Genomic DNA, 25,182 nt, shown 5'->3' on the forward strand with positions numbered 1-25,182 from the left:
AGAAAGGCTGTTATGAAAAAGTACGCATTTTTGTGGTATTTAAAAATATTGGGGGCAGCGGCGGCTGTCAACTGTTTTATTGAGCTGCTGGGAAGAAAATCAGCAGTTTTTATGTGGAAATATATGATGGAAAATCCGGCGGTATTTTTTATTAATACAATCATTATACTTATGCTGTTTCTGCCGGTGCTGTTTACAAAAAGAAAGTGGTTTGCATGTATACTGGCTTTATCTGTATGGATTTTTGCCGGCGTGGTCAACGGAGTGCTTCTTACCTTCCGCACCACCCCTTTTACTGCCGCGGACTTCCGGCTGGTAAAGTACGCCCTGGGAATGCTGACTACATACATGAGCTGGCCGGAGATTATTTTATCAGCGGCTGGAATTATAGGGGCAGCCATACTTTGCGCCGTACTGTGGAAAAAAGCTCCTGTAGAAAAAGAAAAAATTCCTTTTTGGTTAGGGGCCATAATGGCTGGGGTCAATGTGGGAGGCATGTTTTTCCTGGTGAATTGGGGAATAAGCCACAATTTATTATCTGTTCAGTTTGGAAATATTGGCCAGGCATTTAAAGAATACGGATTCCCCTACTGTTTTTCCAACTCTCTTGTAAATACAGGGATTTCAAAGCCAGGATTTTATGATGAGAAGCTGATGCAGGAAATTGAGAAAGAATTAAGGCCTGCCTATACATATGATGTCTGGGAGGAACAGCCTCCTAATATTATTATGGTTCAGTTAGAATCCTTTTTTGACCCTTATTTATGGATCAATAATCCAGTAAAGGAAGATCCTATTCCGTTTTTCAGATATTTAAAAAATCATTATCCCTCCGGCTATTTAAAAGTGCCTTCTGTAGGCGCAGGCACGGCCAATACAGAATTTGAGTGTATTACAGGGATGAATCTGGACTTTTTTGGACCAGGAGAATATCCATACAAAACTATTTTAAGAAAAACAACTTGTGAAAGCCTTCCTTTTGATTTAATGGAATTAGGCTACTCCACCCATGCCATTCACAATAATGAGGCCACTTTTTATGACAGGAACAGAGTATTTTCACAGCTGGGATTTGAAACCTTTACTCCCATTGAATATATGTCTAATATAGAGAAAAATCCTATTGGCTGGTGCAAGGATAAGATACTTACAGGGGAGATTGTAAAGGCTTTAGACTCTACGGAAGGTCAGGATTTTATTTATACAATCTCTGTGCAGGGACACGGGGCATATCCAGACTTTCCTTATTACTGCAGCCAGATTAAGGAAATGGACGATTTTGTGAGAGATCTGATCCGCACGTTAAACTCCAGGGAGGAACCTACAGTAGTTGTGCTGTATGGAGATCACCTGCCAGGATTCTCCTGGGACGCCAGCGAGATGCTGGGAGGCTCTTTATATCAAACTCAGTATGTAGTGTGGAATAATCTGGGGCTTCCAGAGGAAAAGAGAAATGTGGAGTCCTATCAGCTGGGAGCTTATGTGCTGAATATGTTAGGCATACATGAAGGGGTAATGACAAGATTTCATCAAGCTTTTTTAGACGGCCGGACAGAAATGACTATTCAGGGAAGCCTGGTGAAAACAAAACAGCTTCAAAGAAAGAGAAAAATAGAAGAGGAAAAGTATTTGGAGGATATGGAAGCCTTAGAATACGATATGCTGTACGGGGACAGAGAGATTTATGGCGGGGAGTCGCCCTTTAAGGCCACAAAGCTTCAGTTTGGAATTGAACCTGTAACAGTAGATGAAATTGTAATAAGCGACCATCGCGTTCTGGTTTACGGGGAGGGATTTAACGCTTACTCCAAAATATTTATTGATGGAAAAATGACAGATACCATGTATGTGTGGCCTGGGCTGATTATTTCCGAAAAGCTGACGGAGAAAAAGGCAAATGGCATTTCAAAGGCAGATATAGAAGTGTGGCAGACAGGAAAAGACAAGGTACCTTTAGGTCAGGCTGATTAAATGCTTGTTTTATGACAGGTGTTGTGCTAAAATGTAGAGTAAATTTGGTTAAACCAGATACTTAGGCGAATATGCAGGAGGAGAAACAAATGGATAAGAAACGTTCTGCAGAGACAATCTGCATTCAGGGCGGCTGGGAACCGAAAAATGGAGAGCCGAGAGTGCTTCCTATTTATCAGAGCACTACTTTTAAATATGAATCCAGCGAACAGATGGGACGTCTGTTTGATTTGGAAGAAAACGGATATTTTTATACACGTCTTGCAAACCCTACCAATGATGCAGTAGCGGCAAAGATTTGCGAGCTGGAAGGCGGAGTGGCGGCTATGCTGACTTCCTCCGGCCAGGCGGCCAATTTGTACGCTGTGTTAAATATATGCAGCCAGGGGGACCATATTGTGTGCTCCTCAGCTATTTACGGAGGAACATTTAACCTGTTTACAGTAACCTTAAAAAGATTTGGCATAGAGGTGACATTAGTAGATCAGGACGCTTCTGCAGAAGAGCTTGAAAAAGCATTTTGTGAGCGCACAAAGGCAGTGTTTGCAGAGACGATCGCCAATCCGGCGCTGGCAGTGCTGGACATTGAAAAGTTTGCAGCCTTAGCTCACAGTCACGGAGTGCCGTTGATTGTAGATAATACATTTGCAACTCCAATTAACTGCAGGCCGTTCCAGTGGGGAGCAGATATTGTTACCCACTCTACTACAAAATATATGGACGGCCACGCTTTAACTGTAGGCGGATGTATTGTAGACAGCGGCAATTTTGACTGGGAGGCTCACAAGGACAAATATCCGGGACTTACAACTCCTGACGCTTCCTATCATGGCATTGTTTATACACAGAAGTTTGGAAAGGCAGCTTATATTACAAAGGCAACGGCCCAGCTGATGCGTGATATGGGGTCTATTCAGGCACCTCAGAATGCATTTCTTTTAAATGTAGGGCTGGAGACTCTTCATCTGAGAGTTCCCCGTCACTGTGAAAATGCTTTAAAGGTGGCTGAGTATTTAAAGTCCAGGGACGACGTTGCGTGGGTAAGATATCCGGGACTGCAGGGGGACCAGTACTATGAGCTGGCAAGAAAGTACATGCCTAAGGGGACATGCGGCGTTATTTCCTTTGGATTAAAGGGAGGAAGAGCAGCTGCCGGAGAGTTTATGGATAAATTAAAGCTGGCCGCTATTGTCACTCATGTAGCTGACGCCAGAACATCTGTACTCCATCCTGCAAGCCATACACATAGACAGTTAAGTGATGAACAATTAGTGGAGGCCGGGGTAGATCCATCCCTGATTCGTCTCAGCGTAGGAATTGAAAATGCTGATGATATTATTGAGGATTTAAGACAGGCTTTGGAGAACTAATGATTGGGGCTGCTGTAAAATTGGATTTTCGGTTTTGCGGCGGCCCTTGTTAATTTACGTATAAGGAGATATTTTTTATGAAGCAGTGGAGAAAAATGCTGCGCATTATTTTTGGAAGAACTACCTTTTTGGTGGTTTCCCTGATTTTTCAGATAATTGTACTGCTTAGCTGCTTTAGACTGCTAAGCGAATATTTTACATATGTGTACGGCGGATTTGTGATTCTCAGCGCAGCTGTGGTTATATTTATTATAAACCGGCAGCAGGCGCCTGACTATAAGCTGGCATGGATTGTGCCTGTGCTAGTATTCCCTGTTTTTGGAGCTTTGTTTTATCTTTTTATGGAGCTTCAGCCGGGGACAAAAAGAATTGCAGACCGGCTGCGGGACATTATAAAAGAAACTCAGATATATTTACAGCAGGATGTTTCTGTGGAGGAGAGGCTGCAGAAAGAAAGCCAGAGAATAGGCAGTTTGGCCAGATATATGAATTGTTACGGCGGATATCCTGTTTATGAAAATACTTATGCAGAGTACTTTCCTTCCGGGGAGGAGTTATTTCCAGTATTAAAGGAAAAGCTGAGAAATGCAAAGGATTTTATTTTTCTGGAGTATTTTATTATAGAGCGGGGAAAAATGTGGAATGAGATTCTGGAAATTCTGGAAGAAAAGGCGAAAAACGGCGTGGAGATCAGAGTGATGTACGACGGCATGTGCAGCCTTATGCTTTTGCCTTACCACTACCCGAGAAAGCTGGAGGAAAAGGGAATAAGATGTAAAATGTTTTCTCCTGTTAAGCCTGCCCTTTCTTCCTATCAAAATAACAGAGATCACAGAAAAATCCTGGTGATTGACGGCCACACTGCTTTTACCGGAGGCATTAATCTGGCAGATGAGTATATTAATGAAAAGAAGCGGTTTGGGTACTGGAAGGACGTGGCCCTTATGCTTCAGGGGGACGGAGTAAAAAGCTTTACTATGATGTTTCTCCAGATGTGGGAAATTACGGAAACTAAGAAGGAGGATTATGGTTTTTACCTGCCTCCTATGAGCAGATTTAAAAACTGGCTGCCAGAGGGAAGCGGATTTGTTATGCCTTATGGGGACAGTCCCTTAGACCATGAAACTGTAGGAGAGCATGTATATACAGATATTTTGTACCAGGCCAAAAGGTACGTTCATATTATGACGCCCTATTTAATTTTGGACAACGATATGGTTACGGCCTTAACTTATGCTGCCAAGCGGGGTGTGGAGACTGTAATTATTATGCCTCATATTCCGGATAAAAAATATGCTTATATTTTGGCCAGGTCATACTATAAAGAGCTGCTGGAGGCTGGAGTGAAAATTTATGAGTTTACCCCAGGCTTTGTACACGCAAAGATCTATGTAAGCGACGACGAAAAAGCAGTTGTAGGAACAATTAATATGGATTACAGAAGTTTTTATCTCCATTTTGAGTGCGCTGCATATTTATACAAAAATCATGCTGTGGCAGATGTGGAAAAGGACTTCCAAAATACTTTAAATCAGTGTGAGGAAATCACTTTGGAGGTATGGAGAAAATATCCTTTATTAAGCAGAATTACTGGAAGCGTGCTCAGGCTGTTTGCTCCCTTAATGTAGCGGCAGTTTAGGGCTATTATCATAGAAAGGTTGGAAAAGAATGACAGAAGGAGCATTGGTGCTGGAGGGCGGTTCCCTTCGCTGTTTGTTTACTGCAGGGGTGACAGATGTGCTTTTAGAAGAGGGAATTGAGTTCTCCTATGTAAACGGCGTGTCTGCAGGGACAATGTGCGGAATGAATTATATTTCAAAGCAAAAAGGTAGAATGCTGGAAATCAATGAGAAATATGTACATGACAAAAGGTATCTGAGTCTGAAAAACATGATGAAAAACAGACAGATTTTTAACTTTGATTTTGTATTTGGAGAGCTTAGCACAGACTTGATTCCCTTTGACTATGAAAGCTTTTATGAGTCCCCTCAGCGATTTGTGGCGGTGGCCACCAGATGCAGAACAGGGGAACCTGAGTTTTTCGAGAAGGGAAAATGTAAAGATATGATAGGGGCGGTTCAGGCTTCCAGCAGTATGCCGGTGCTGTCCAGAATGATTGATATTGAAGGAAAGAAATATTTAGACGGAGGGATTTCTCTGCCGATTGCCTACAGAAAGGCTATAGAAGAGGGATACGAAAAGGTAGTGCTGGTGCTTACAAGAAATGAGGGGTACAGAAAAAAGCCGGTAAAAGCTGTGACGAAAAAAATATACGACACCTATTTTCAGCCTTTGCCCAGACTGCGGGAAGCATTGTATCAGGTGCCGGACAGGTACAACCGTTTTCAGGAGGAGATTGCCAGGCTGGAGCAGGAAGGCAGGATCTTCGTAATACGTCCGGAATTTCCGGTACATGTATCCAGAATGGAGCAAAATAAGAAAAAGCTAAGGGAGCTGTATGCAGAAGGAGTAAGAGTAGGAAGAGATAGATTGGAGGAACTGTATAAATATTTAGAATTATAAGGATTATGCAGGAGTTATAAAATTTTGACAAAATAGACACAAAATAAACACATTTAACTGCTAGGGTTATTTTTAAAAGAAAGTATGAAGGAGAATGAGTATGAATAGGAGAATGAAAGCAGGAGCCCTGGCAGTGATTACATTTGCAGCTTGCGCAGCGCCTCAGACATCTGCCCAAGCCTCTACTAATTTTGATTTAAGGAAAAAAGTAATAAATTTGTCTGGAATTATGTCTGTAAATGATTTGCATTCATATGTTACAAGAGGAGAATTTGCAGAGATGCTGGTGAAGGCTTCTGAATATAAAAATACAGTGGGAAGCAAAAGCAGCGTGTCTGTTTTTTCTGATGTAAAAAAAGATCACGAGTATGCCCAATATGTAAGAGTAGCTGTGCAGAATCAGTGGATGAGCGGATATTTAGGCGGAGTATTTAGGCCGGATCAATATATAACTCTTCAGGAGGCGGCAAAGGGGGCTTTGGCTCTGTTAGGCTATACAAATGAAGATTTTCAGGGCGATCAGACAGGAGGGCGGATGGCCAAGTTTGAATATTTGGATTTAAAAGACGAAATCGGACTTTCCTCTGACGAGCCTATGACAAAAACAGACTGTATCAACATGTTTTACAACCTGCTTAGGGCAGAGCCAAAAAGCGGAAGCGGAATATACGGCACTGTATTAGGCTGCGAGTTGACCTCAGACGGGGAGATTAATCCTCTTGCTATGGCAGATGTAACTCTTCAGGGGCCTAAGCTGATCAGCCACAGCAGAAGCTTGTCCTCCGCCGTCCCGTTTTCCTTAGACGACGCGCAGGGATATTTAAACGGTTCGCCATACAGCGGAAGAGAATTAGAAAGAATTTCAGGCAGTGAATATATGGTTATTTACTACAATTCCTCCAGCAAAACCATATGGGCATACACGCCCAATGACAGTGATGAATCAGACCGCTGTGTAGACAAAGGGGAAATTACGCATATTTATTACATGGCTTCAGATGTAATGACGCCTACGGCGATTGAGCTGGATGACGAGGTGACTTATCAGCTGGACAGCTCTGAAATGCAGTTTGCTTTTTCTATTTACGGAACTGTGGAGGTCGGGGACATTGTTACCTTAATTTATACAAAGTCCGGCGGAACCAGCAAGGACAGCGACGATGATGATGTAACCAGAACAGTGCTGGATTACATTTTTGAAGACTGACAGGAGGTTTTGGCATGAAAGGAATAAGCAGAAAGCATGTTTCCGGAAAGCTGAAAATTTCCAGGAAAAAGGCTGTAATTGGGGTGGCAGTTATTCTGGCGGCAGCTATTATTTTTATTATTTATGGAAAAAAAGGAAAAGCTGCAGATGCCAAGGCACAGGTAAGCAACACTGCAACAGTGGAACGGCAGAATATTGTTTCACAGCTGTCTGCATCCGGAAGTCTGGAGGCAAAGGATTCATATAATGTTACATCCCTGGTGGAGGGGGAGGTTATCAGCGCTGACTTTGAAGAGGGGGATCAGGTGACTAAGGATCAGGTGCTTTATCAGCTGGACAGCTCTTCTATGGAGTCAGAGGTAAAATCAGCAGGGAATTCTCTGGTGCGTGCCCAGGAGGACTATGAGGAGGCTTTGGCTGATTATCAGGAGGCTGTAGAAAAGTTCAGCGGCAATACTTATAAATCTACAGAAACAGGGTACATAAAGACTCTTTATATTAAGAACGGAGATAAGGTAAGCGGCCAGACAAAAATCGCCGATATATATAATGATAAAATTATGAAGTTAAAAGTGCCTTTTCTGTCCGAGGAGGCTGTAATGATTCCTCAGGGAGGCCAGGTGACAGTGACTCTTACAGATACAGGAGAGACGATTTTCGGCACAGTCACATCTGTGGCAAATATGGATGAAACTGTAACAGGCGGCAGAGTGGTGCGATATGTGTATGTACAGGTAGATAATCCGGGAGGTCTTACTACCAGCCACACGGCAACTGTTGCATATAATGATATTAACTGTGTGGAGGAGGGAAACTTTGAGGCCAGCACAGAGACGGAAATGACGGGAGAGGATTTAGATACTACTGTAGAGATCCAGAACCTTTTAGTGGCAGAAGGGGACTATATAAACCAGGGCACAGCTTTGTTTCAAATGACCTCCAACACGGCAGATAAGCTGATGAGAAGCTACAAAAACAGTATGGATCAGGCCCAGGAGCAGGTGGAGACTGCAGAAAATAAGGTGGAAACCACCCAGGATACATATGATAATTATACAATTACAGCTCCCATTTCAGGAAAAGTCATTGCCAAGAATGTAAAGGAGGGAGAAAAAATCAGCAGAAATTCAAGCTCTGATACAACCTTGGCAGTTATATATGACTTATCGGCCTTAACATTTGAAATGTCTATTGACGAGCTGGACATTCAAAAAGTAAAAACAGGGCAGAAGGTGCAGGTTACAGCCGACGCATTTGAAGGAGAAACATTTACAGGCACAGTGACAAATGTCAGTTTAGAGGGCAGTTATTCTAACGGAGTAACCAACTACCCTGTAACTGTAACCCTGGATGACGCAGGAGATCTGCTGCCGGGCATGAATGTAGACGGCACGATTATTTTAGAGCAGGCGGACAATGTGCTGGCCATACCTGTGGATGCCTTAATGAGAGGAAATAAGGTGTATGTAAAAGACGACGGGACGGCCACAGAGGAGGAAAAGAGAGGCGTTCCAGACGGATTCCGGGCTGTGGAGGTGGAAACAGGGATTACAAGTGATTCCTGGGTGGAGATTATCAGCGGACTTTCAGAGGGAGATCAGGTTTACGTAGATCAGTCCAGCAAAAACAGCGAAAGCACATTTATGATGATGACGCCAAATATGGGCGGCCCAGGCGGAGGCGGCGGAAACAGTGGAGGAGCGCGTCAGGGCGGTCCGGGAGGAGGACGCTAATCATGGGAGAAAAGCTGATAGAATTAAAGGATATTTACAAAATTTATAAAATGGGAGACGAGGAGGTCAGGGCCAACGACGGCATCAATCTGACAGTGCATAAAGGAGAATTTGTGGCCATTGTAGGAAAGTCAGGCAGCGGAAAGTCCACCTTAATGAATATTATCGGCGCTTTGGATGTTCCCACAACAGGAGAATATTTATTAGGCGGAGAAAATGTGGGAAATATGAGCGACGATCAGCTGGCGGAAATCAGAAATAAAATGATAGGATTTATATTTCAGCAGTATAATCTGCTGCCGAAACTAAATCTTCTGGAAAATGTAGAGCTGCCCCTGTTATATGCAGGAGTCGGCCATGAGGAGCGAAGAGAAAGAGCCATGGAATCTTTAAAACGAGTGGGACTGGCAGAAAAGTGGGGCCATATGCCTAATCAGCTGTCAGGAGGGCAGCAGCAGAGAGTTTCTATTGCCAGAGCCCTTTCCGGAACTCCTTCCCTGATTCTGGCAGATGAGCCTACAGGAGCTTTAGACTCTAAAACCAGCAGGGACGTGCTGGACTTTTTAAAGCAGCTGAATAAAGAGGGCAATACAATCGTAATGATTACCCACGACAATGGAATTGCTTTGGAGGCCAGAAGAGTGGTGAGAATCCATGACGGGAAAATAAACTTTGACGGGGATGTGGAAAAATATGCTGCAGTCATTTAAAATGGCCTTAAAAAGTATAGGCGGAAATAAAATGAGGTCATTTCTTACTATGTTAGGCATTATTATAGGCGTGGCCTCTGTTATTATATTAGTAAGTATTGTAAACGGCTATATGTCCTCTGTAGTGGAAAGCTTTTCCAGTATGGGAGTTAATCAGATTTCTGTCAGCGTAATAAACCTGCCCTCCAGATCCCTGGACGTAGACGATATGTATGAATTTTATGAGGAAAACCAGGAAAGCTTTTCCGGTATGTCCCCGTCTGTGTCTGTTTCCACAACTGTAAAAAACGGCAATGAATCTCTGGACGCCACCACCGTAGGAGGCTACAGCGAGGATTATCTGGGAATTAAAGGGTATGAGCTGTATGAGGGAAGAAATCTGCAGTATGCAGACTTACAGTCCAGACAGAAGGTGTGCGTCATTGGCTATTATGTGGCGGACCAGCTGTATGGAGGAGCAGACAAGGCGGTAGGGGAGACTATAAAAATCGGCGGGTCCGGGTTTAAAATAGTGGGAGTAGTGGAAAGGCAGGACAATACGGAGTTAGAGGAAGGCGGCAGCGATGATTTTGTGTGGATGCCCTATACTGCAGCTCAGAAGCTAAGCCGCAACGGAGAAGTATCCTCCTATGTCTTTACAGTTTCCGACGTATCCCAGGCCACAGAAGCAAAAGGAAAAATAGAGGACTTTTTATATACACAATTTAAAAATGAAGATTTGTATAATGTAAACGCCAACAGTGAAATGCTGGAGCAGCTAAATGAGCAGATTGCTATGATGTCCGCCATGTTAGGAGGAATTGCAGGGATTTCCCTTTTAGTTGCAGGAGTGGGAGTAATGAATATTATGCTTGTTTCTGTAACAGAGAGAACCAGGGAAATCGGAATCAGAAAGTCTTTAGGCGCTAAAAGGAGAACTATTATGCAGCAGTTTGTAATAGAGGCTGCAGTTACCAGCTCTATAGGCGGAGTAATAGGAATTGTTTTAGGCTCTGTGGCCAGCGTTATAGTGGGGAAGGCCATGGGAATATCCTCCCCGCCTACAATATCGGCAATTATAATATCCTTCAGTGTTTCTGTGGGAATCGGACTGCTGTTCGGCTACATGCCTGCCAGCAGAGCGGCAAAGCTAAATCCTATTGACGCGTTGAGAAGCGATTAACGAAAAATAAAAGGAGATCAGTTATGAAATATGTGGATATGCACTGCGATACTATTGGGGAAATACATGAAAGGCAAAAGAAAGGAGAAAATATTTCTCTCAGGGAAAGCAGCCTTCACATTGACTTAAATAAACTAAAAAAAGGAGACTGCGGCCTTCAGAATTTTGGTTTATTTGTCCATTTAGGCAGGGAGGATCAGCCCTTTCTATGCTGTGCAAAAATGATTGATACCTTTTACCAGGAGATAGAGAAAAATAAGGAGTTGATTTGTCCGGTGACTTCTTACAGGGAGATAGAGAGAAACTGGAAGGAGGGAAAAATGTCAGCTCTTCTTACAGTGGAGGAGGGGGCTGCCTGCCAGGGAGATTTGTCTCTTCTCCGGGATCTGTACCGCTTGGGAGTGCGCATGATGACTCTTACATGGAACTTTGAAAATCAGCTGGGCTGTCCAAATAAAAAGGCAGATTTATCAGGAAACCAAACATGGGGGCCCAATGAAAAAGGTCTGACGGAAAAGGGAAAGGAAGTAGTCAGGGAAATGGAACGGCTGGGAATGATTATAGACGTTTCTCATTTATCTGATGGAGGATTCTGGGACGTAGTCCGGTGCACAAAGAATCCTTTTGTAGCCAGTCATTCTAACGCCAGAGCTCTGGCCTCCCACCCTAGAAATCTGACAGATGAAATGATAAAGGCTTTGTCTGAAAAAGGGGGAGTTATGGGAATTAACTTCTGCGATCTATTTTTAAAGGATTGGAAGAAAGAGGAGAAACAAATTAGCTGTATTTCCCAGATGGTAGAGCATATAAAGCATATAAAACAGGTGGGCGGAATTGAATGTATTGGCCTGGGCACAGATTTTGACGGAATTACAAGTGAACTGGAGATAGAAAATGCATCTCAAATGCCAAAGCTGGAGTGGGAGATGAAAAAACAAGGCTTTCACAGCAGTGAAATAGAAGCTGTTTTCAGCAAAAATGTATTGAGAGTGTACAAAGAAGTGCTGAAATAAATATTTAGGAAAATGAAAAAGGCGCGGGGGGAATCAAGCAGTAGCTTTTAACCGCGCCTTTTGGCAGTCTGCAAAAAAAAATTATGTAAATACTAGTCGGCGTCAGATTCTTGGTCATCTGACTTTGTGCTTCCTTTTGTTAAAGGAGATTTGGTTTTGTCTAAGGCAGAAACAAATAAGTATTTTCTGATCATAAACAGTATGGCAATGGCCACAATGCCAATTAACGTATCTAATATAGGCATGTGTTCAATAACCATCTCCCTGGCAACAGTAAAGGTCATAACCTCTACGACAGAATCCAGATCATGGCGGCAGAACATTTTCATCAGCTCAATTCCAATAACTAAATCGAAAATAGCAAACAGAAAAAGATTAAAATCGCCGTCATAATACAAAGCCTTTAGCTGCTCCGGAACGTGGGAAAGGCTGATAAATAAGGCAATGATCACTATAAAAACGATGAGAATTTCAAAATACAGCGTTACATAAGCGACAAAGTCCTGAGCCTTTCTAATATCAGGGCGTCGTGGTTTCATATACATCCTCCCTTTAAAATAAATTCTTAATACAATCTTAACGGAAAAAATGTGAGTTTGTCAATTATTGTTGGAAAAAGGCTGTCTGTGTATGTTAAAAAGTACAAAATTCACAAAAACCACAGACTTTAAAAGAATTTACCTGATAGTGAAAGTGTGTTATAATGTATCTGGACTATAAGGATTTTCAGTAAGAATACTAAGAAACAGGAGGCTTGGTCTAATGGAAGAAAATAAAAACCTGGTGATAACCATTGGCAGGCAGTATGGAAGCGGGGGCCGCATGACAGGAGAAAAGCTGGCAAAGGAGCTGGGGATTCATTTTTATGACGAGGAAATCTTAAAGATCACTTCTGAAGTCAGCGCGATCGGGGAAGAGTACTTTCGCTTAGCTGACGAAAAAGCAGGCAACAACCTGCTGTATAAGATTGTAGGAGGACTGAGGGACAGTTTATCAGCGCCGTCCACCAGAGATGATATTGTTTCCAGAGACAATTTATTCCGTTTTCAGTCTTCTGTAATCAGAGATCTGGCAAAGGAGGAATCCTGTATTATTGCAGGCCGATGCGCGGATTATGTGCTGGAGCTGGCTCAGATAGATGTGATTAAGCTGTTTGTCTACGCAGATATGCCTACCAGAATAAAAAGAGTAATGGAGGTAGACGGGGTAGATGAAAAAGAGGCGGCAAAAAGGATAAAAAGGATTGACAAGGAACGGCACGATTACTACAAATATTATACAGGCCGGGACTGGGAAAATATGGCCAATTATGATCTGCACATTAATACTACAAAAATTGACCTGGATCAGCTGGCTGATCTGGTAAAGTATTACGTTAAGCTGAGAGGATACAAGATTTAAAAACAGTACAGAAATAACAGGAGGAAAAACCAATGGTTACATTGTATGACGGCGGAGTATATCTGCTGAACGGCAGCGAAATTTTAACAGAAAAAGAGGCGGAAGAAAGAGCTAAGGCTGGAAAGATGCCGGCGGTGGCAGGAAAGGGCAGCTATAAGGAGGAAGCAAAAAAGGGAACTATTGCTTATTCCATATTAGAAGCTCACAATACCTCAGGCAGCATGGAAAAGTTAAAAATCAGATTTGACGCAATGACTTCCCACGACATTACATATGTGGGAATTATCCAGACATCAAAGGCGTCAGGAATGGAGGAGTTTCCGATTCCCTATGTGCTTACAAACTGCCACAACACTTTATGTGCAGTAGGGGGCACTATTAACGAAGATGATCATTTATTTGGATTGTCCGCATGTAAAAAGTACGGCGGAATTTTCGTGCCTCCTCATATTGGAGTTATGCATCAGTATATGAGAGAGATGATGGCTGGCTGCGGAAAGATGATTTTAGGCTCAGACAGCCACACAAGATACGGAGCCCTGGGAACTATGGCTGTAGGCGAGGGCGGCGGAGAGCTGGTAAAGCAGCTGTTAAAGGATACATATGATATTTCTTATCCGGGAGTAATCGCCGTTTATCTGGAAGGAAAGCCTGCTTCCTATGTAGGTCCTCAGGACATTGCTTTGGCTATTATTGGAGCTGTTTATAAAAACGGCTATGTGAAAAATAAAGTCATGGAGTTTGTAGGTCCAGGGGTATCTTCCATGACCACAGATTACAGAAACGGCGTGGACGTTATGACCACAGAAACTACATGTCTTACATCTGTCTGGAGAACAGATGAGGATACAAAAGAATATTTGACTATGCACGGAAGAGGCGGGGACTTTAAAGAGCTGAATCCAAAGGAAGTGGCATATTACGACGGCATGGTGCGGGTAGATTTAAGTACTGTTAAGCCAATGATCGCACTTCCCTTCCACCCCAGCAACACATACGAAATAGACCAGCTGAACAGCAACCTGGAGGATATTTTAAGACAGGTGGAGGTAGAGGCAGAAAAGATAATTGATAATCCGGACATTCATTATACATTAACTGACAAGATTATTGACGGAAAGCTTTGCGTAGAGCAGGGAGTAATTGCAGGCTGCGCAGGAGGAACATATTCTAATATTATGGAGGCTGCCCACATTTTAAAGGGACGTTCCTGCGGATATGACCAGTTTGCTTTATCTGTTTATCCTTCCTCCCAGGCAGTATTTATTGACCTGGTAAATAAGGGAGTGATTGCAGATCTGATGACTGCGGGAGCTACAGTGAGAAGCGCCTTCTGCGGACCTTGCTTCGGCGCAGGGGACACTCCTTCCAACAAGGGCCTGAGCGTGCGCCACACCACCAGAAACTTCCCTAACAGAGAAGGTTCTAAGCCAGGAAACGGCCAGATTGCATCAGTGGCTCTTATGGATGCCAGATCAATTGCAGCTACAGCTGCCAACGGCGGCGTGCTTACATCTGCAGAGCAGTTTGCAGACAATTACCAGGTGCCTGCATACCATTTTGACGGAACTGTTTATGAAAACAGAGTATATCAAGGCTTTGGAAAAGGATGTAAGGAAAAAGAGCTGATTTATGGACCAAATATTAAAGACTGGCCGGCTATGAGCCAGCTGGCTGACAATATTTTATTAAAAGTGTGCTCCAGAATTATGGACCCTGTTACTACAACAGACGAGCTGATTCCTTCTGGAGAAACCTCATCCTACAGATCTAACCCATTAGGCCTGGCAGAGTTTACTCTTTCCAGAAGAGATCCTGGATATGTGGGACGCACAAAGGAAGTGGACAAGATTGAAAAGGCCAGAAATGCAGGAATCTGTCCTACAGAAGCAGAGCCTGCTTTAAAAGAGATTTTTGAGAAGATCAGAACAATTTCAGGCAATGAAAATGTAAAGGCAAATGAGACAGAAATCGGAAGCGTGGTTTACGCGTTAAGGCCGGGAGACGGCTCTGCCAGAGAGCAGGCGGCCAGCTGCCAGAGAGTGATTGGCGGTCTTGCCAATATTGCGTTGGAGTACGCTACAAAAAGATACCGTTCAAATGTAATGAACTGGGGTATGCTTCCATTCCTTATGGAGGGAGAGCCTGAATTCCAGATTGGAGATTATATTTATGTGCCTGGAATCCGGCAGATTCTGGACGGAGATATGAGAAAAATACCTGCATATATTATAGGCGATTCTGTAAAGGAAATCACTTTAAGTATTGCAGATATGACTCCGGAGGAAAGGGAAATTGTCAAGGCAGGATGTCTGATTAACTATAACAGAAACAAGGCAAAACAGTAGGCACCGAAAAGCGGAGACAGTAATATGGCAGATAAAATTGATTACAAGGTGAGTATCAACAGAGCCAGAAGACGGAGAAACAGAAATCAGTATCAGAAATATTTTATAATAGGCGGGATAGTTATTATTCTCCTCCTGTTAGGATTAATTATATGGAAGCTGGCTTCTGACCCGGCTTCCGGTCCTACAGGCAGTCAGGGAAGGGCCAGCGTCTCAGAGGCAGGGGAGGAACCCCAGATATCTGAGGAGGAGCTGGCAGAGCAGAAAAAACAGGAAGAAATAGCCAGTGTCATAAATTCCTATGAAAATTTAGGGATTGCTCAAGTGTCCGGCTATCTGAATATCCGGGAAACAGCTGAAAGCAAAGGCAATATTATTGGAAAGCTTATGGGCGGCAGCGGATGTGAAATTACAGAAACCTTGGACGGATGGTACAAAATTTTTTCCGGCGGCATTGAAGGCTATGTCAGCAGCGAATATATAGTGACTGGTGATGAAGCCAAGGCCTTGGCTGAGGAAAATATTAAGCTGAGAGCAATTATTAATATTTCAGAAGGAAATCTGAATGTTCGCCAGGAGCCTGTACAGGACGGCATGAATAATGTAGTAAGTCAGGTTTTGGATAAAGAGCGATACGAGGTAGAGGAACAGAGGGACGGATGGATTAAAATTTCTTCCGGATGGATTTCAGCTGATTATGCAGAAGTGAAGATGTGCTTAAATGAAGCCAGAAAAATGGATTTGCGGGCCATGGCTGTAAATCAGTACGACAATATTGTAATATCTAAGGTAAACAATTATTTAAATATTAGAAGCGAGCCTAAGGAAGACGGAAATAACAATGTAATCGGAAAGTTTCCGTCAAAGGCTGCAGGGGAAATTCTGGAAACCTTAGACGGATGGTACAAGATTAAGTCAGGAAATATTACAGGCTATGTAACGGCAGACCCTCAGTACACAGCAGTGGGCCAGGAGGCCAGGGATTTGGCTATGAGCAGCGCCTCTTTAATGGCGATTGTAAAGACAGAGGCTTTAAATGTAAGAACAGAGCCTAATGTAGACAGCGCCAGATGGACTCAGATTTCCAAGGAGGAAAGGTATCCTGTGCTGCAGCAGCTGGACGGCTGGGTGCAGATTGAGCTGGACACAGAGGACAGCGACGAGGCTTATATTTCCACCAGAGATAACAATGTGGAGGTGCGGTACGCTTTAAATGAGGCGATTAAGTTTTCACCTTTGGAGGAGAAGGCCAACAAGGAGGCTTCCAGAAGAACCCAGATTGTAAATTATGCCCTTCAGTTTGTGGGAAATCCTTACGTATGGGGAGGAACCAGCTTGACAAAAGGAGCCGACTGTTCTGGATTTACAATGAAGGTTTTAGAGAACTTTGGAATTTCTCTTCCTCATTATTCTGGCTCTCAGGCTAAAATGGGACGGGCAGTGTCCTCCAGCGAAATGAGGCCGGGAGATTTGATTTTCTATACAAACAGCCGGGGAGTTGTAAACCACGTGGCTATGTATATTGGAAACGGCCAGATTGTTCATGCCGCCAGCAGAAGAAGCGGAATCAAGATTTCCACATGGAATTACAGAAAGCCAAAAACAATCAGAAACGTAATTGATTAAAAATAGTTAAGCGCAAAGCGCGAAACTATTTGCTACCCAAAGTTCGCCATAGCGAAGTTTAGGGTTCCCGTAGTTTTTATGGAACGAGGAACGAGTGAAATAAAAAATAGTTAAGGGCCGCAGGAGAGATTGCCTGCCCCGTAAAGTGAAAGTGGGAAGATGGAAATTTTCATTTTTCTGCCTTCACTTTTTTTATGTAATTAGGAAAGTACTTTTGTTTAAAAGGAGAAGCAGACAATGAGAAATGAATACGACAACGAAAAATTTTTTGAAGAATACGGGAAAATGCCTCGCAGTAGAGAAGGTTTAAGCGCCGCTGGAGAGTGGCATCAATTAAAGCTTTTGTTTCCGCCGCTTCAAGGTAAAAGAGTTCTTGATTTAGGGTGCGGTTACGGTTGGCATTGTAATTTTGCAGCAGAACAGGGTGCGGCAAAGATATTAGGAATTGATTTAAGTAAAAAAATGATTGAAAAAGCCAAACATGAAAATATAGCGGATCAGATAGAATATAGAGTTTGTGGAATAGAGGATTACGAGTACCCGGAAAATACATGGGATTGTGTGATTTCTAATCTGGCGTTGCATTATGTTAAGGATATAGGTCAAATATTCCAAAAAGTACATAAAACATTGAAAGAAAATGGAGTATTTATTTTCAATATCGAGCATCCAGTATTTACATCCGGTGTGGGACAGGACTGGATTTACACAGAAGATGGGGCTTTGCAATATTGGCCGATAGATAATTATTTTATAACAGGAGAAAGAAAAACAAACTTCTTAGGTTGTAATATAACAAAGCAGCATCACACACTTACACAAATATTAATGGGACTGCTGGATAACGGTTTTAAACTTAAAGTTGTAGAGGAGGCCAAACCATCTGAAGAAATGATGGATATTCCAGGAATGAGAGATGAACTGCGCCGTCCCATGATGCTGCTGGTAAAATCAATTGCAAAAAAAGGAGAATAATTTAGTTTTTCTTGTTTGCTAATTGGATAATTGCATAATTATTCAGGAAACACTTGACATCTGGAAGAATAGCGTTATACTTGTATACAAGTATAACGCTATTCTGATATACCAAACTATACAAAAAGAAAAGGAGTGTTTGCCATGCTGGTAGTATCAAAAAACAGCAATTTATTGGAACAGGACCCATACCGCTATTCTCTTCAGGATATTCCTGAGCCTAATCTTTACAGAGAATTTTTTCCCTATGACGAGGTGCCTAAAATATCCTTTAACTTCCGCCAATGTCCTATTGGGATGCCGGAAGAAATATGGATTACAGATACTACCTTTCGTGACGGACAGCAGTCCAGAGTGCCTTATACAAAAAAACAGATGGTGGACCTGTATAAAATGCTTTCCAGACTTTCCGGCCCTAAAGGCATTATCAGGCAGACAGAATTTTTTGTGTATGACAAAAAGGATAAGGAAGCTCTTTTAGAGTGTATGGATTTAGGACTTCAGTTTCCGGAAATTACTACCTGGATCAGAGCCAACAAAAAAGATTTCCAGATGGTAAAGGATTTGGGAGTTAAGGAGACAGGAATATTAGTCAGCTGTTCTGACTACCATATTTTCAAAAAAAGAAAGCTTACAAGACAGCAGGCTATGGACGAATATTTAGACACCGTAGACCAGGCTTTTTCCGCAGGAATTATTCCCAGATGCCATTTAGAGGATATTACAAGAGCTGACTTTTACGGATTTGTCGTGCCTTTTGTAAACGCTTTAATGGAAAAGTCCAGACAGGCGGGAATTCCTGTAAAAATCAGAGCCTGCGACACGATGGGATATGGAATCCCTTACACCGGCGTGGCCCTTCCAAGAAGCGTGCCGGGAATTATTTACGGCCTGCAGCATTATTCTGACGTAAAAAGCCAGCAGTTAGAATGGCACGGACATAATGATTTTTACAAAGCTGTATCAAACGCCACCTGCGCATGGCTTTACGGAGCTTCAGCAGTAAACTGTTCTCTTTTAGGAATTGGGGAGAGAACAGGAAACGTGCCTTTAGAGGCTATGGTATTTGAGTACGCGTCCTTAAAGGGAACAATGGACCAGATGGAGCCAACAGTAATTACAGAGATCGCCAGATATTATAAAAAAGAAATCGGCTACCATGTGCCGGAGATGACGCCTTTTGTAGGCAGGAACTTTAATGTTACAAGGGCGGGCATCCATGCAGACGGGCTGATGAAGGATGAAGAAATTTATAATATTTTTGATACAGAGAAAATTTTAAAAAGAGCCCCTGAAGTGGCTGTCAGCAATACCTCTGGCCTGGCGGGGATTGTATATTGGATGAATAATTATTACGAGCTTTCAGGTGAAAATTGTGTGACAAAAAAAGATTCTATTGTAGAACAGTTGAAAAATTGGGTGGATGAGCAGTATAATGGAGGACGTCAGACAGTGATCAGCGATGAAGAGCTGGATACACAGGTGCAGAAGATTGCGCCGTGCAAATACCATTCATTCTTTTAGGAGTATGTTATGGACGTATTAGTTCAAGAAAAAGGAACGCCTTTAGCAGAACAGGTATTTAAGGTTCTGGAAAGCGAAATTCTCCAGGGCAGGCTGAAGCCGGGAGAGGTGATTACAGAGCCGAAATTGTCTCAGGCTCTGGGAGTCAGCAGGACGCCTATTAGAGAGGCCCTTCAGCATTTGGAGCAGGAATCCCTGGTGGAAATCCGTTCTAACAGAGGAGCTGTAGTTTTAGGAATCACAGGGGACGACCTGGAGGTTATTTACGACATGAGAATCAGGCTGGAAGGTCTTGCAGCCAGGGAGGCGGCAGAATGTGCAGGCGAGGAGCAGTTAAAAGAAATGCGGCAGGTTCTGGATCTCCAGGAGTTTTATGTGGAAAAAAACGACCCTGAAAACCAGGAGGTTTTTGATTCTCAATTCCATGAAATGATTTACGAATTTTCAGGAAAACGAATTTTAAAGGACGTATTAAAAAAACTGCATCACAGGATTAAAAGATTTAGGCAGCTTTCTGTAACAGACATGGAAAGGTCCAGAAAGGCAGTAAAAGAACACAGGGAAATCCTGCAGGCGATTGAGGAAAAAAATGGAGAGCTGGCGGAGCTTTTGACAATTCGTCACGTGGAAAACGCCAAGGCCAGCACCATGAAAAAAATTGAGAAAAAGGAGAAGATATCAGATGGAAAAGTACATTGAGGAGGCAGCGGAGCATTTTAAAAAGCTGTATGCAGAGCAGTTAGAAAGAGTTGCCCGTATGGAGCAGGCGGGGGAGGCCTTAAACTTTAAAGAATTAAAGCCTGTAATTATCGGCATGTGCCCTGGAGACGGTATTGGGCCTGTTATTTTTAAGGAAGCAGAAAAAACCTTAAAATACCTTTTAAAAGCAGAAATTGAAGAGGGAAAAGTAGAAATCCGCAATATTGACGGCCTTACGCTGGAAAATCGTCTGGCCTGCGGACAGACAATTCCTGATGAGGTGCTGGCTCAGTTAAAGGAATGCCACGCTATTTTAAAGGGCCCTACTACAACGCCTCAGGCAGACAGCGGAGTGAAGAACCTGGAAAGCGCCAACGTATCTTTGCGCCGGGAGTTAGACTTATTTGCCAATGTAAGACCTGTAAATGTACCTGACAAACAGATTGACTGGACATTTTTTAGGGAAAATACAGAAGGAGAATACGCCTTAGGCAGCAAAGGCGTGGAGATGCCTGGAAAGCTGGCCTTTGATTTTAAAGTAATTACAGACGCAGGCACCAGAAGAATTGCAAAGGCTGCATTTGAATTTGCAAGAAACAACCATAAAAATCATGTGGCCATTGTTACAAAGGCCAATATTATGAAAAAAACTGACGGAAAGTTTTTATCTATTTGTAAAGAAGTAGCTGCAGATTACCCGGAAATTACAGTTACCGACTGGTATGTAGACATTATGAGCGCAAACCTGATTAACCCGGATATGCAAAGCAAGTTCCAGGTATTTGTACTGCCAAATCTTTATGGAGATATTATTACAGACGAGGCTGCTCAGCTGCAGGGCGGAGTTGGAACTGCCGGAAGCGCCAACACAGGAAGCAGATACGCCATGTTTGAGGCAATTCACGGCAGCGCCCCCAGAATGATTGCAGAAGGCCTGGGAGACTATGCAAACCCGTGCAGCATTTTGAAGGCTACAGAAATGCTGCTGCGCCATATTGACATGGCTGATAAGGCGGACAAGCTGGCTATGGCTATGGCTGCCTGCGAGAAGGAAGGAAAGGTTGCAGTAACAGGTACAAGAGAGGGAAATACTGCCGCTGAATACGGAGATTATCTTTTAGAAAAGCTGAACGAAATGTAAAATGCCAATAATACCCTTGGGGAACGTATAAATTTGTTCTGCAAGGGTATTTTACATGGTAAACAAATTGATTATAACAAGGAGAGTTTGCCATGGGAGATAAATCTAAGAAAAAAGAACAGAAAGTCTGTGGGGAAAATAATCTGGAGGAGGAGAAAAAGGAGAAAGAGGTAGAGGAGAAAAAGGACGCCAGACTGGAAGAGTACGGGCAGGTAATGTTAGATCACAATGAAAGAAAGAGAAAAATATATTTGCTGTCTATTATCGGGGAGGTGGAGGGCCATGAAAATCTTCCGGGAAACAGCAAGGCCACAAAGTACGACCATATTCTGCCAAAGTTAGCGGAATTGGAGGATAATGCTGAAATTGAAGGGGTGCTGGTGCTTTTAAATACATCTGGAGGGGACGTGGACGCAGGTCTTGCCATAGCAGAAATGATAGCCTCTTTAAGTATTCCTACAGTGTCCCTGGTGCTGGGAGGAAGCCATTCTATTGGGGTGCCTTTAGCAGTTTCAGCAGATTATTCATTTATTGTGCCTACGGGCACAATGATGGTCCATCCTGTGAGAATGACGGGTATGGTCATTGGCACAGAAAGAACATATGAATATTTTGAAATGATTCAGGACAGAATTTTAACCTTTGTATCTGACCATGCAGAGATTGCTTATGACAAATTAAAACAGCTGATGCACAGCACAGAAATGCTTACCAGAGATTTAGGCACTGTTTTAGTTGGGGAAGAAGCTGTTAAAGCGGGGCTGATTAATGAGGTGGGAGGGATTTATCAGGCCCTTCAAAAGCTGTACGCCATGATAGACAAGAAAAAGAAAAAATAACAGGCCGCCTATTGAATCATTGCAATTATAGAAAATTTTTTGTATACTATGCTTAATGGACAGCGGTTTTTGGCAGATGAGGAAATATCTGCTAAAGACCGCTGATGTTAGGAGGCAGAAATACATTGGCAGAAACAAAAAAGAAAAGGACAACATCATCTACCGCTAAATCCAGGAGGAAGCCGGGCAGACCGGCTAAGAATCAGGCGCCGGAGAAACCAGAATTTTTGGGGGCGGAGGTAGGAATTATTATTTCATTTGCCGCTGCAGTGCTGCTGTTTCTCAGCAATTTTCACTTGTGCGGCGTAATCGGAGACGCTCTTAGAGGCGTACAGCTGGGACTTTTTGGAAGCCTGGGCTTTATCGCCCCATTGCTTTTATTTGTAGGCACCTGTTTTTACCTGGCAAACAGAGGAAATCCGATTGCTATGCTGAAAATGTGGGCGGTAATCATAGGAATAGTTGTAATTTGCGCTCTTTTACAAATGATTTTTGGAACTGCAGCTGATTATAAAATTACAGAATACTACATAATGTCTTCTAAAAGCGGAGCAGGGGGAGGAATTGTAGGCGGAGCCGTGTCAGCAGCCCTGTCAGGCCTTTTAGGAACAGTAGGGGCGTATTTAGTGCTGTTTGTATTGTTAGCCATCTGCATTGTGCTGATTACAGAAAAATCCTTAGTTTCCATAGTGAAAAAAGGAGGGACAAAGGCCTGTCATTATGCCAAAGAAGATTTTGACAGACGAATGGAAATCAGAGCGGAGAAACAGGAGGAAAGGCGCCGTCTCAGAGAAGAACAAAGGGTGAGAGGCGTAAACTTAGGAGCCACTACTTTGGAGATGGAGCAGCCTGTACCTCAGGTGGATTACCAGGAATATGGTCAAGAAAAGGTTTCAGCTGTGGACGAGAAAGGAGAATCTCAGGCAGGAGACCACAATATGAACCCAGGCCAGCTGGCGGACAGCCTGGAAAAGGCCGGGGAGCAAAGGGCAGAGAAAGAAGCTGCAGATGTATTTACGGGAAAGATTACTATGCCTTCAGGATATGAGGACCAGGCTCCGTTTGATGAAGATCAGCTGGAAGCTGTGAAGGCGTGTGTAAGTAAAGAGAAGGATTTAGAAGAAAAGCCAGACGCTATAGAAAGTTTATCTGTAGAAGAGGACGAGGAAATAGACGAGGAAATTTATCTTCAAAAAACACCGGACCTGGGGAATATAGATGAAGAGGACCATTTTTCCTATGAAGAGGTAAAGGCAGAGAAAGAGGAGTCAGGGGTAAATTACGATACCTTTTTTGTGCCTGAAGAGCCTAAGCGGGTGGTGACAGCTTCAGGGAAAGTAATTGAGACGGAGACAGAGCTGTTAAAGAAGAAGCTGGAGAAAAAAAGAGCTGAGGCAGCAGAAGCAGGAGAGCTGTCTGTAGATATGGAAATTGCGGCAAAAGAGCCGGAGGTGAAAAAGGAATACATATTCCCGTCCTTAGACCTTTTGAAAAAGGGAACGGCAAATAAAAACAGTTTTTCTGAAAAGGAATACAGAGAGACAGCGATTAAGCTGCAGCAGACCTTAAAAAACTTTGGAGTAGGAGTAACTGTGACAAATGTAAGCTGCGGCCCTACAGTTACCAGATATGAGCTTCACCCTGAGCAGGGAGTAAAGGTAAGTAAGATCGTAGGCTTGGCCGACGATATTAAGCTGAATTTAGCTGCTGCGGATATTCGTATTGAGGCTCCCATACCGGGAAAAGCGGCAGTGGGAATTGAGGTGCCCAATAAGGAAAACAATATGGTGTTTTTAAGAGACCTTTTAGAATCAGAGGAATTTAAAAAACATCCCTCCCGCCTAGCCTTTGCAGTGGGAAAGGACATTGGAGGACAAACTGTTGTGGCGGATATTGGGAAGATGCCTCATCTGCTGATTGCAGGCGCCACAGGCTCCGGTAAATCAGTATGTATTAATACTTTAATTATGAGTGTGATTTACAAGTCCAGCCCGGAGGACGTGAAGCTGATTATGGTAGATCCAAAAGTAGTAGAGCTAAGCGTTTACAACGGAATTCCCCATTTGCTCATACCTGTAGTAACAGACCCTAAAAAGGCTTCAGCAGCTTTAAACTGGGCAGTGGCAGAAATGACTGACAGGTACAAAAAGTTTGCCGACTACAATGTAAGAGACCTGAAGGGGTACAATGAAAAAATAAAAAATATTGAAGATATAGATGACGAAAATAAGCCTAAGAAGCTGCCTCAGATTGTTATTATTGTGGACGAGCTGGCAGATTTGATGATGGTAGCTCCCGGCGAGGTGGAGGACGCTATCTGCCGTCTGGCTCAGCTGGCCAGGGCTGCGGGAATTCATTTAGTTATTGCAACTCAAAGACCTTCAGTCAATGTAATTACAGGTTTAATCAAGGCCAATGTGCCTTCCAGAATTGCATTTGCAGTGTCCTCAGGGGTAGACTCCAGAACCATTTTGGATATTAACGGGGCGGAGAAGCTTTTAGGTAAGGGAGACATGCTGTTTTCTCCTTACGGAGTTCCAAAACCTCAGCGCGTTCAGGGGGCTTTTGTGTCTGACTCTGAGGTGCAGAAGGTTGTGGATTTTCTTACAGAACAGGGACTTACGTCGGATTACAAGCCTGATGTGGAAAGCCATATGGCGGCGCCGGGGCCGGGACCTTCATCAGATACGGGAAACAGCCGGGATGAGTATTTTGTTCAGGCAGGAAAGTTTATTATAGAAAAAGAAAAAGCATCCATAGGTATGCTTCAGAGAATGTTTAAAATCGGATTTAACCGGGCGGCCAGGATTATGGATCAGCTGGCGGAGGCCGGGGTGGTAGGAGAGGAAGAAGGCACAAAGCCCAGGAAGGTGCTGATGACCATGGAAGAGTTTGACGAAATGGTAGAAAGTGGGTTATAATAAAGGATAAAAGGAGGCC

The 25,182-nt window shown here is 43.2% G+C and carries 19 protein-coding genes; 18 read left to right on the plus strand and 1 reads right to left on the minus strand.

Annotated elements, in window-relative coordinates; genetic code table 11:
• The first annotated feature begins 12 nt into the window (after positions 1–12).
• The 9 genes from C1A07_RS00165 to C1A07_RS00205 all read left to right on the plus strand — a co-directional run bounded on the left by C1A07_RS00165 (position 13) and on the right by C1A07_RS00205 (position 11,689).
• A complete protein-coding gene (locus C1A07_RS00165) occupies positions 13–1,971 on the plus strand; it encodes an LTA synthase family protein (RefSeq protein WP_101875296.1) in 1,959 nt (652 codons plus the stop codon).
• Between the two features lie 89 nt (positions 1,972–2,060).
• Positions 2,061–3,341 (plus strand): O-acetylhomoserine aminocarboxypropyltransferase/cysteine synthase family protein, encoded by a 1,281-nt coding sequence (locus tag C1A07_RS00170; RefSeq protein ID WP_101875297.1) that lies wholly within the window; start codon positions 2,061–2,063, stop codon positions 3,339–3,341.
• A 77-nt stretch (positions 3,342–3,418) separates the two neighbouring features.
• Positions 3,419–4,969: a cardiolipin synthase gene (cls, locus tag C1A07_RS00175; RefSeq protein ID WP_101875298.1), complete on the plus strand. Its 1,551-nt coding sequence runs from the start codon at positions 3,419–3,421 to the stop codon at positions 4,967–4,969.
• Between the two features lie 40 nt (positions 4,970–5,009).
• Positions 5,010–5,864 carry a patatin-like phospholipase family protein gene (locus C1A07_RS00180; RefSeq protein WP_101875299.1) on the plus strand — a complete coding sequence of 285 codons (855 nt, stop codon included), beginning with the start codon at positions 5,010–5,012 and terminating at the stop codon, positions 5,862–5,864.
• Between the two features lie 100 nt (positions 5,865–5,964).
• On the plus strand, positions 5,965–7,071 hold the full coding sequence (locus C1A07_RS00185) for an S-layer homology domain-containing protein (RefSeq protein ID WP_101875300.1): 1,107 nt from the start codon (positions 5,965–5,967) through the stop codon (positions 7,069–7,071).
• A gap of 14 nt (positions 7,072–7,085) precedes the next feature.
• A complete protein-coding gene (locus C1A07_RS00190) occupies positions 7,086–8,804 on the plus strand; it encodes an efflux RND transporter periplasmic adaptor subunit (protein WP_101875301.1) in 1,719 nt (572 codons plus the stop codon).
• 2 nt (positions 8,805–8,806) lie between these two features.
• Positions 8,807–9,514, plus strand: coding sequence for an ABC transporter ATP-binding protein (locus C1A07_RS00195; RefSeq protein ID WP_101875302.1), 708 nt, complete (start codon positions 8,807–8,809; stop codon positions 9,512–9,514).
• Positions 9,498–10,676, plus strand: coding sequence for an ABC transporter permease (locus C1A07_RS00200; protein ID WP_101875303.1), 1,179 nt, complete (start codon positions 9,498–9,500; stop codon positions 10,674–10,676). Before C1A07_RS00195 ends, C1A07_RS00200 begins: the two co-directional genes overlap by 17 nt.
• 23 nt (positions 10,677–10,699) lie before the next feature.
• Entirely contained in the window at positions 10,700–11,689 is a 990-nt protein-coding gene (locus tag C1A07_RS00205) for a dipeptidase (RefSeq protein WP_101875304.1), read from the plus strand.
• A 92-nt stretch (positions 11,690–11,781) separates the two neighbouring features.
• Here C1A07_RS00205 and C1A07_RS00210 read toward each other — a convergent pair whose 3' ends face one another.
• Positions 11,782–12,228: a transporter gene (locus C1A07_RS00210; RefSeq protein WP_101875305.1), complete on the minus strand. Its 447-nt coding sequence runs from the start codon at positions 12,226–12,228 to the stop codon at positions 11,782–11,784.
• A 223-nt stretch (positions 12,229–12,451) separates the two neighbouring features.
• On the opposite strand from C1A07_RS00210, the gene C1A07_RS00215 reads away from it, so the two are divergent.
• The 9 genes from C1A07_RS00215 (at position 12,452) to C1A07_RS00255 (ending at position 25,163) form a co-directional block, all read left to right on the plus strand.
• Positions 12,452–13,090, plus strand: a complete 639-nt coding sequence (locus tag C1A07_RS00215; protein ID WP_101875306.1) for a cytidylate kinase-like family protein — start codon at positions 12,452–12,454, stop codon at positions 13,088–13,090.
• A gap of 32 nt (positions 13,091–13,122) precedes the next feature.
• Entirely contained in the window at positions 13,123–15,438 is a 2,316-nt protein-coding gene (locus C1A07_RS00220) for a hydratase (RefSeq protein WP_101875307.1), read from the plus strand.
• 24 nt (positions 15,439–15,462) lie between these two features.
• Positions 15,463–17,064, plus strand: coding sequence for a C40 family peptidase (locus C1A07_RS00225; protein WP_101875308.1), 1,602 nt, complete (start codon positions 15,463–15,465; stop codon positions 17,062–17,064).
• A 237-nt stretch (positions 17,065–17,301) separates the two neighbouring features.
• Positions 17,302–18,039 carry a class I SAM-dependent methyltransferase gene (locus tag C1A07_RS00230; RefSeq protein ID WP_101875309.1) on the plus strand — a complete coding sequence of 246 codons (738 nt, stop codon included), beginning with the start codon at positions 17,302–17,304 and terminating at the stop codon, positions 18,037–18,039.
• Between the two features lie 144 nt (positions 18,040–18,183).
• Positions 18,184–19,563 carry a 2-isopropylmalate synthase gene (locus C1A07_RS00235; RefSeq protein ID WP_101875310.1) on the plus strand — a complete coding sequence of 460 codons (1,380 nt, stop codon included), beginning with the start codon at positions 18,184–18,186 and terminating at the stop codon, positions 19,561–19,563.
• Positions 19,564–19,572: 9 nt separating this feature from the next.
• On the plus strand, positions 19,573–20,262 hold the full coding sequence (locus C1A07_RS00240; RefSeq protein WP_101875311.1) for a GntR family transcriptional regulator: 690 nt from the start codon (positions 19,573–19,575) through the stop codon (positions 20,260–20,262).
• Complete coding sequence (locus tag C1A07_RS00245) at positions 20,246–21,403, plus strand: isocitrate/isopropylmalate family dehydrogenase (protein ID WP_101875312.1); 1,158 nt, start codon at positions 20,246–20,248, stop codon at positions 21,401–21,403. Before C1A07_RS00240 ends, C1A07_RS00245 begins: the two co-directional genes overlap by 17 nt.
• A 92-nt stretch (positions 21,404–21,495) precedes the next feature.
• Positions 21,496–22,242 carry a ClpP family protease gene (locus C1A07_RS00250; protein WP_101875313.1) on the plus strand — a complete coding sequence of 249 codons (747 nt, stop codon included), beginning with the start codon at positions 21,496–21,498 and terminating at the stop codon, positions 22,240–22,242.
• Between the two features lie 104 nt (positions 22,243–22,346).
• Positions 22,347–25,163: an FtsK/SpoIIIE family DNA translocase gene (locus C1A07_RS00255; RefSeq protein WP_101875314.1), complete on the plus strand. Its 2,817-nt coding sequence runs from the start codon at positions 22,347–22,349 to the stop codon at positions 25,161–25,163.
• Positions 25,164–25,182: the final 19 nt, after the last annotated feature.

The organism is Lachnoclostridium edouardi (genome assembly GCF_900240245.1).
GTDB classification, from domain to species: domain Bacteria; phylum Bacillota; class Clostridia; order Lachnospirales; family Lachnospiraceae; genus Lachnoclostridium_A; species Lachnoclostridium_A edouardi.

Excerpts from the sequence above, each read along its gene's own strand:
- C1A07_RS00165 (WP_101875296.1), top strand. The coding sequence starts at position 13 with ATGAAAAAGTACGCATTTTTGTGGTATTTAAAAATATTGGGGGCAGCG.
- C1A07_RS00170 (WP_101875297.1), top strand. The coding sequence starts at position 2,061 with ATGGATAAGAAACGTTCTGCAGAGACAATCTGCATTCAGGGCGGCTGG.
- cls (WP_101875298.1), top strand. The coding sequence starts at position 3,419 with ATGAAGCAGTGGAGAAAAATGCTGCGCATTATTTTTGGAAGAACTACC.
- C1A07_RS00180 (WP_101875299.1), top strand. The coding sequence starts at position 5,010 with ATGACAGAAGGAGCATTGGTGCTGGAGGGCGGTTCCCTTCGCTGTTTG.
- C1A07_RS00185 (WP_101875300.1), top strand. The coding sequence starts at position 5,965 with ATGAATAGGAGAATGAAAGCAGGAGCCCTGGCAGTGATTACATTTGCA.
- C1A07_RS00190 (WP_101875301.1), top strand. The coding sequence starts at position 7,086 with ATGAAAGGAATAAGCAGAAAGCATGTTTCCGGAAAGCTGAAAATTTCC.
- C1A07_RS00195 (WP_101875302.1), top strand. The coding sequence starts at position 8,807 with ATGGGAGAAAAGCTGATAGAATTAAAGGATATTTACAAAATTTATAAA.
- C1A07_RS00200 (WP_101875303.1), top strand. The coding sequence starts at position 9,498 with ATGCTGCAGTCATTTAAAATGGCCTTAAAAAGTATAGGCGGAAATAAA.
- C1A07_RS00205 (WP_101875304.1), top strand. The coding sequence starts at position 10,700 with ATGAAATATGTGGATATGCACTGCGATACTATTGGGGAAATACATGAA.
- C1A07_RS00210 (WP_101875305.1), bottom strand. The coding sequence starts at position 12,228 with ATGAAACCACGACGCCCTGATATTAGAAAGGCTCAGGACTTTGTCGCT.
- C1A07_RS00215 (WP_101875306.1), top strand. The coding sequence starts at position 12,452 with ATGGAAGAAAATAAAAACCTGGTGATAACCATTGGCAGGCAGTATGGA.
- C1A07_RS00220 (WP_101875307.1), top strand. The coding sequence starts at position 13,123 with ATGGTTACATTGTATGACGGCGGAGTATATCTGCTGAACGGCAGCGAA.
- C1A07_RS00225 (WP_101875308.1), top strand. The coding sequence starts at position 15,463 with ATGGCAGATAAAATTGATTACAAGGTGAGTATCAACAGAGCCAGAAGA.
- C1A07_RS00230 (WP_101875309.1), top strand. The coding sequence starts at position 17,302 with ATGAGAAATGAATACGACAACGAAAAATTTTTTGAAGAATACGGGAAA.
- C1A07_RS00235 (WP_101875310.1), top strand. The coding sequence starts at position 18,184 with ATGCTGGTAGTATCAAAAAACAGCAATTTATTGGAACAGGACCCATAC.
- C1A07_RS00240 (WP_101875311.1), top strand. The coding sequence starts at position 19,573 with ATGGACGTATTAGTTCAAGAAAAAGGAACGCCTTTAGCAGAACAGGTA.
- C1A07_RS00245 (WP_101875312.1), top strand. The coding sequence starts at position 20,246 with ATGGAAAAGTACATTGAGGAGGCAGCGGAGCATTTTAAAAAGCTGTAT.
- C1A07_RS00250 (WP_101875313.1), top strand. The coding sequence starts at position 21,496 with ATGGGAGATAAATCTAAGAAAAAAGAACAGAAAGTCTGTGGGGAAAAT.
- C1A07_RS00255 (WP_101875314.1), top strand. The coding sequence starts at position 22,347 with ATGTTAGGAGGCAGAAATACATTGGCAGAAACAAAAAAGAAAAGGACA.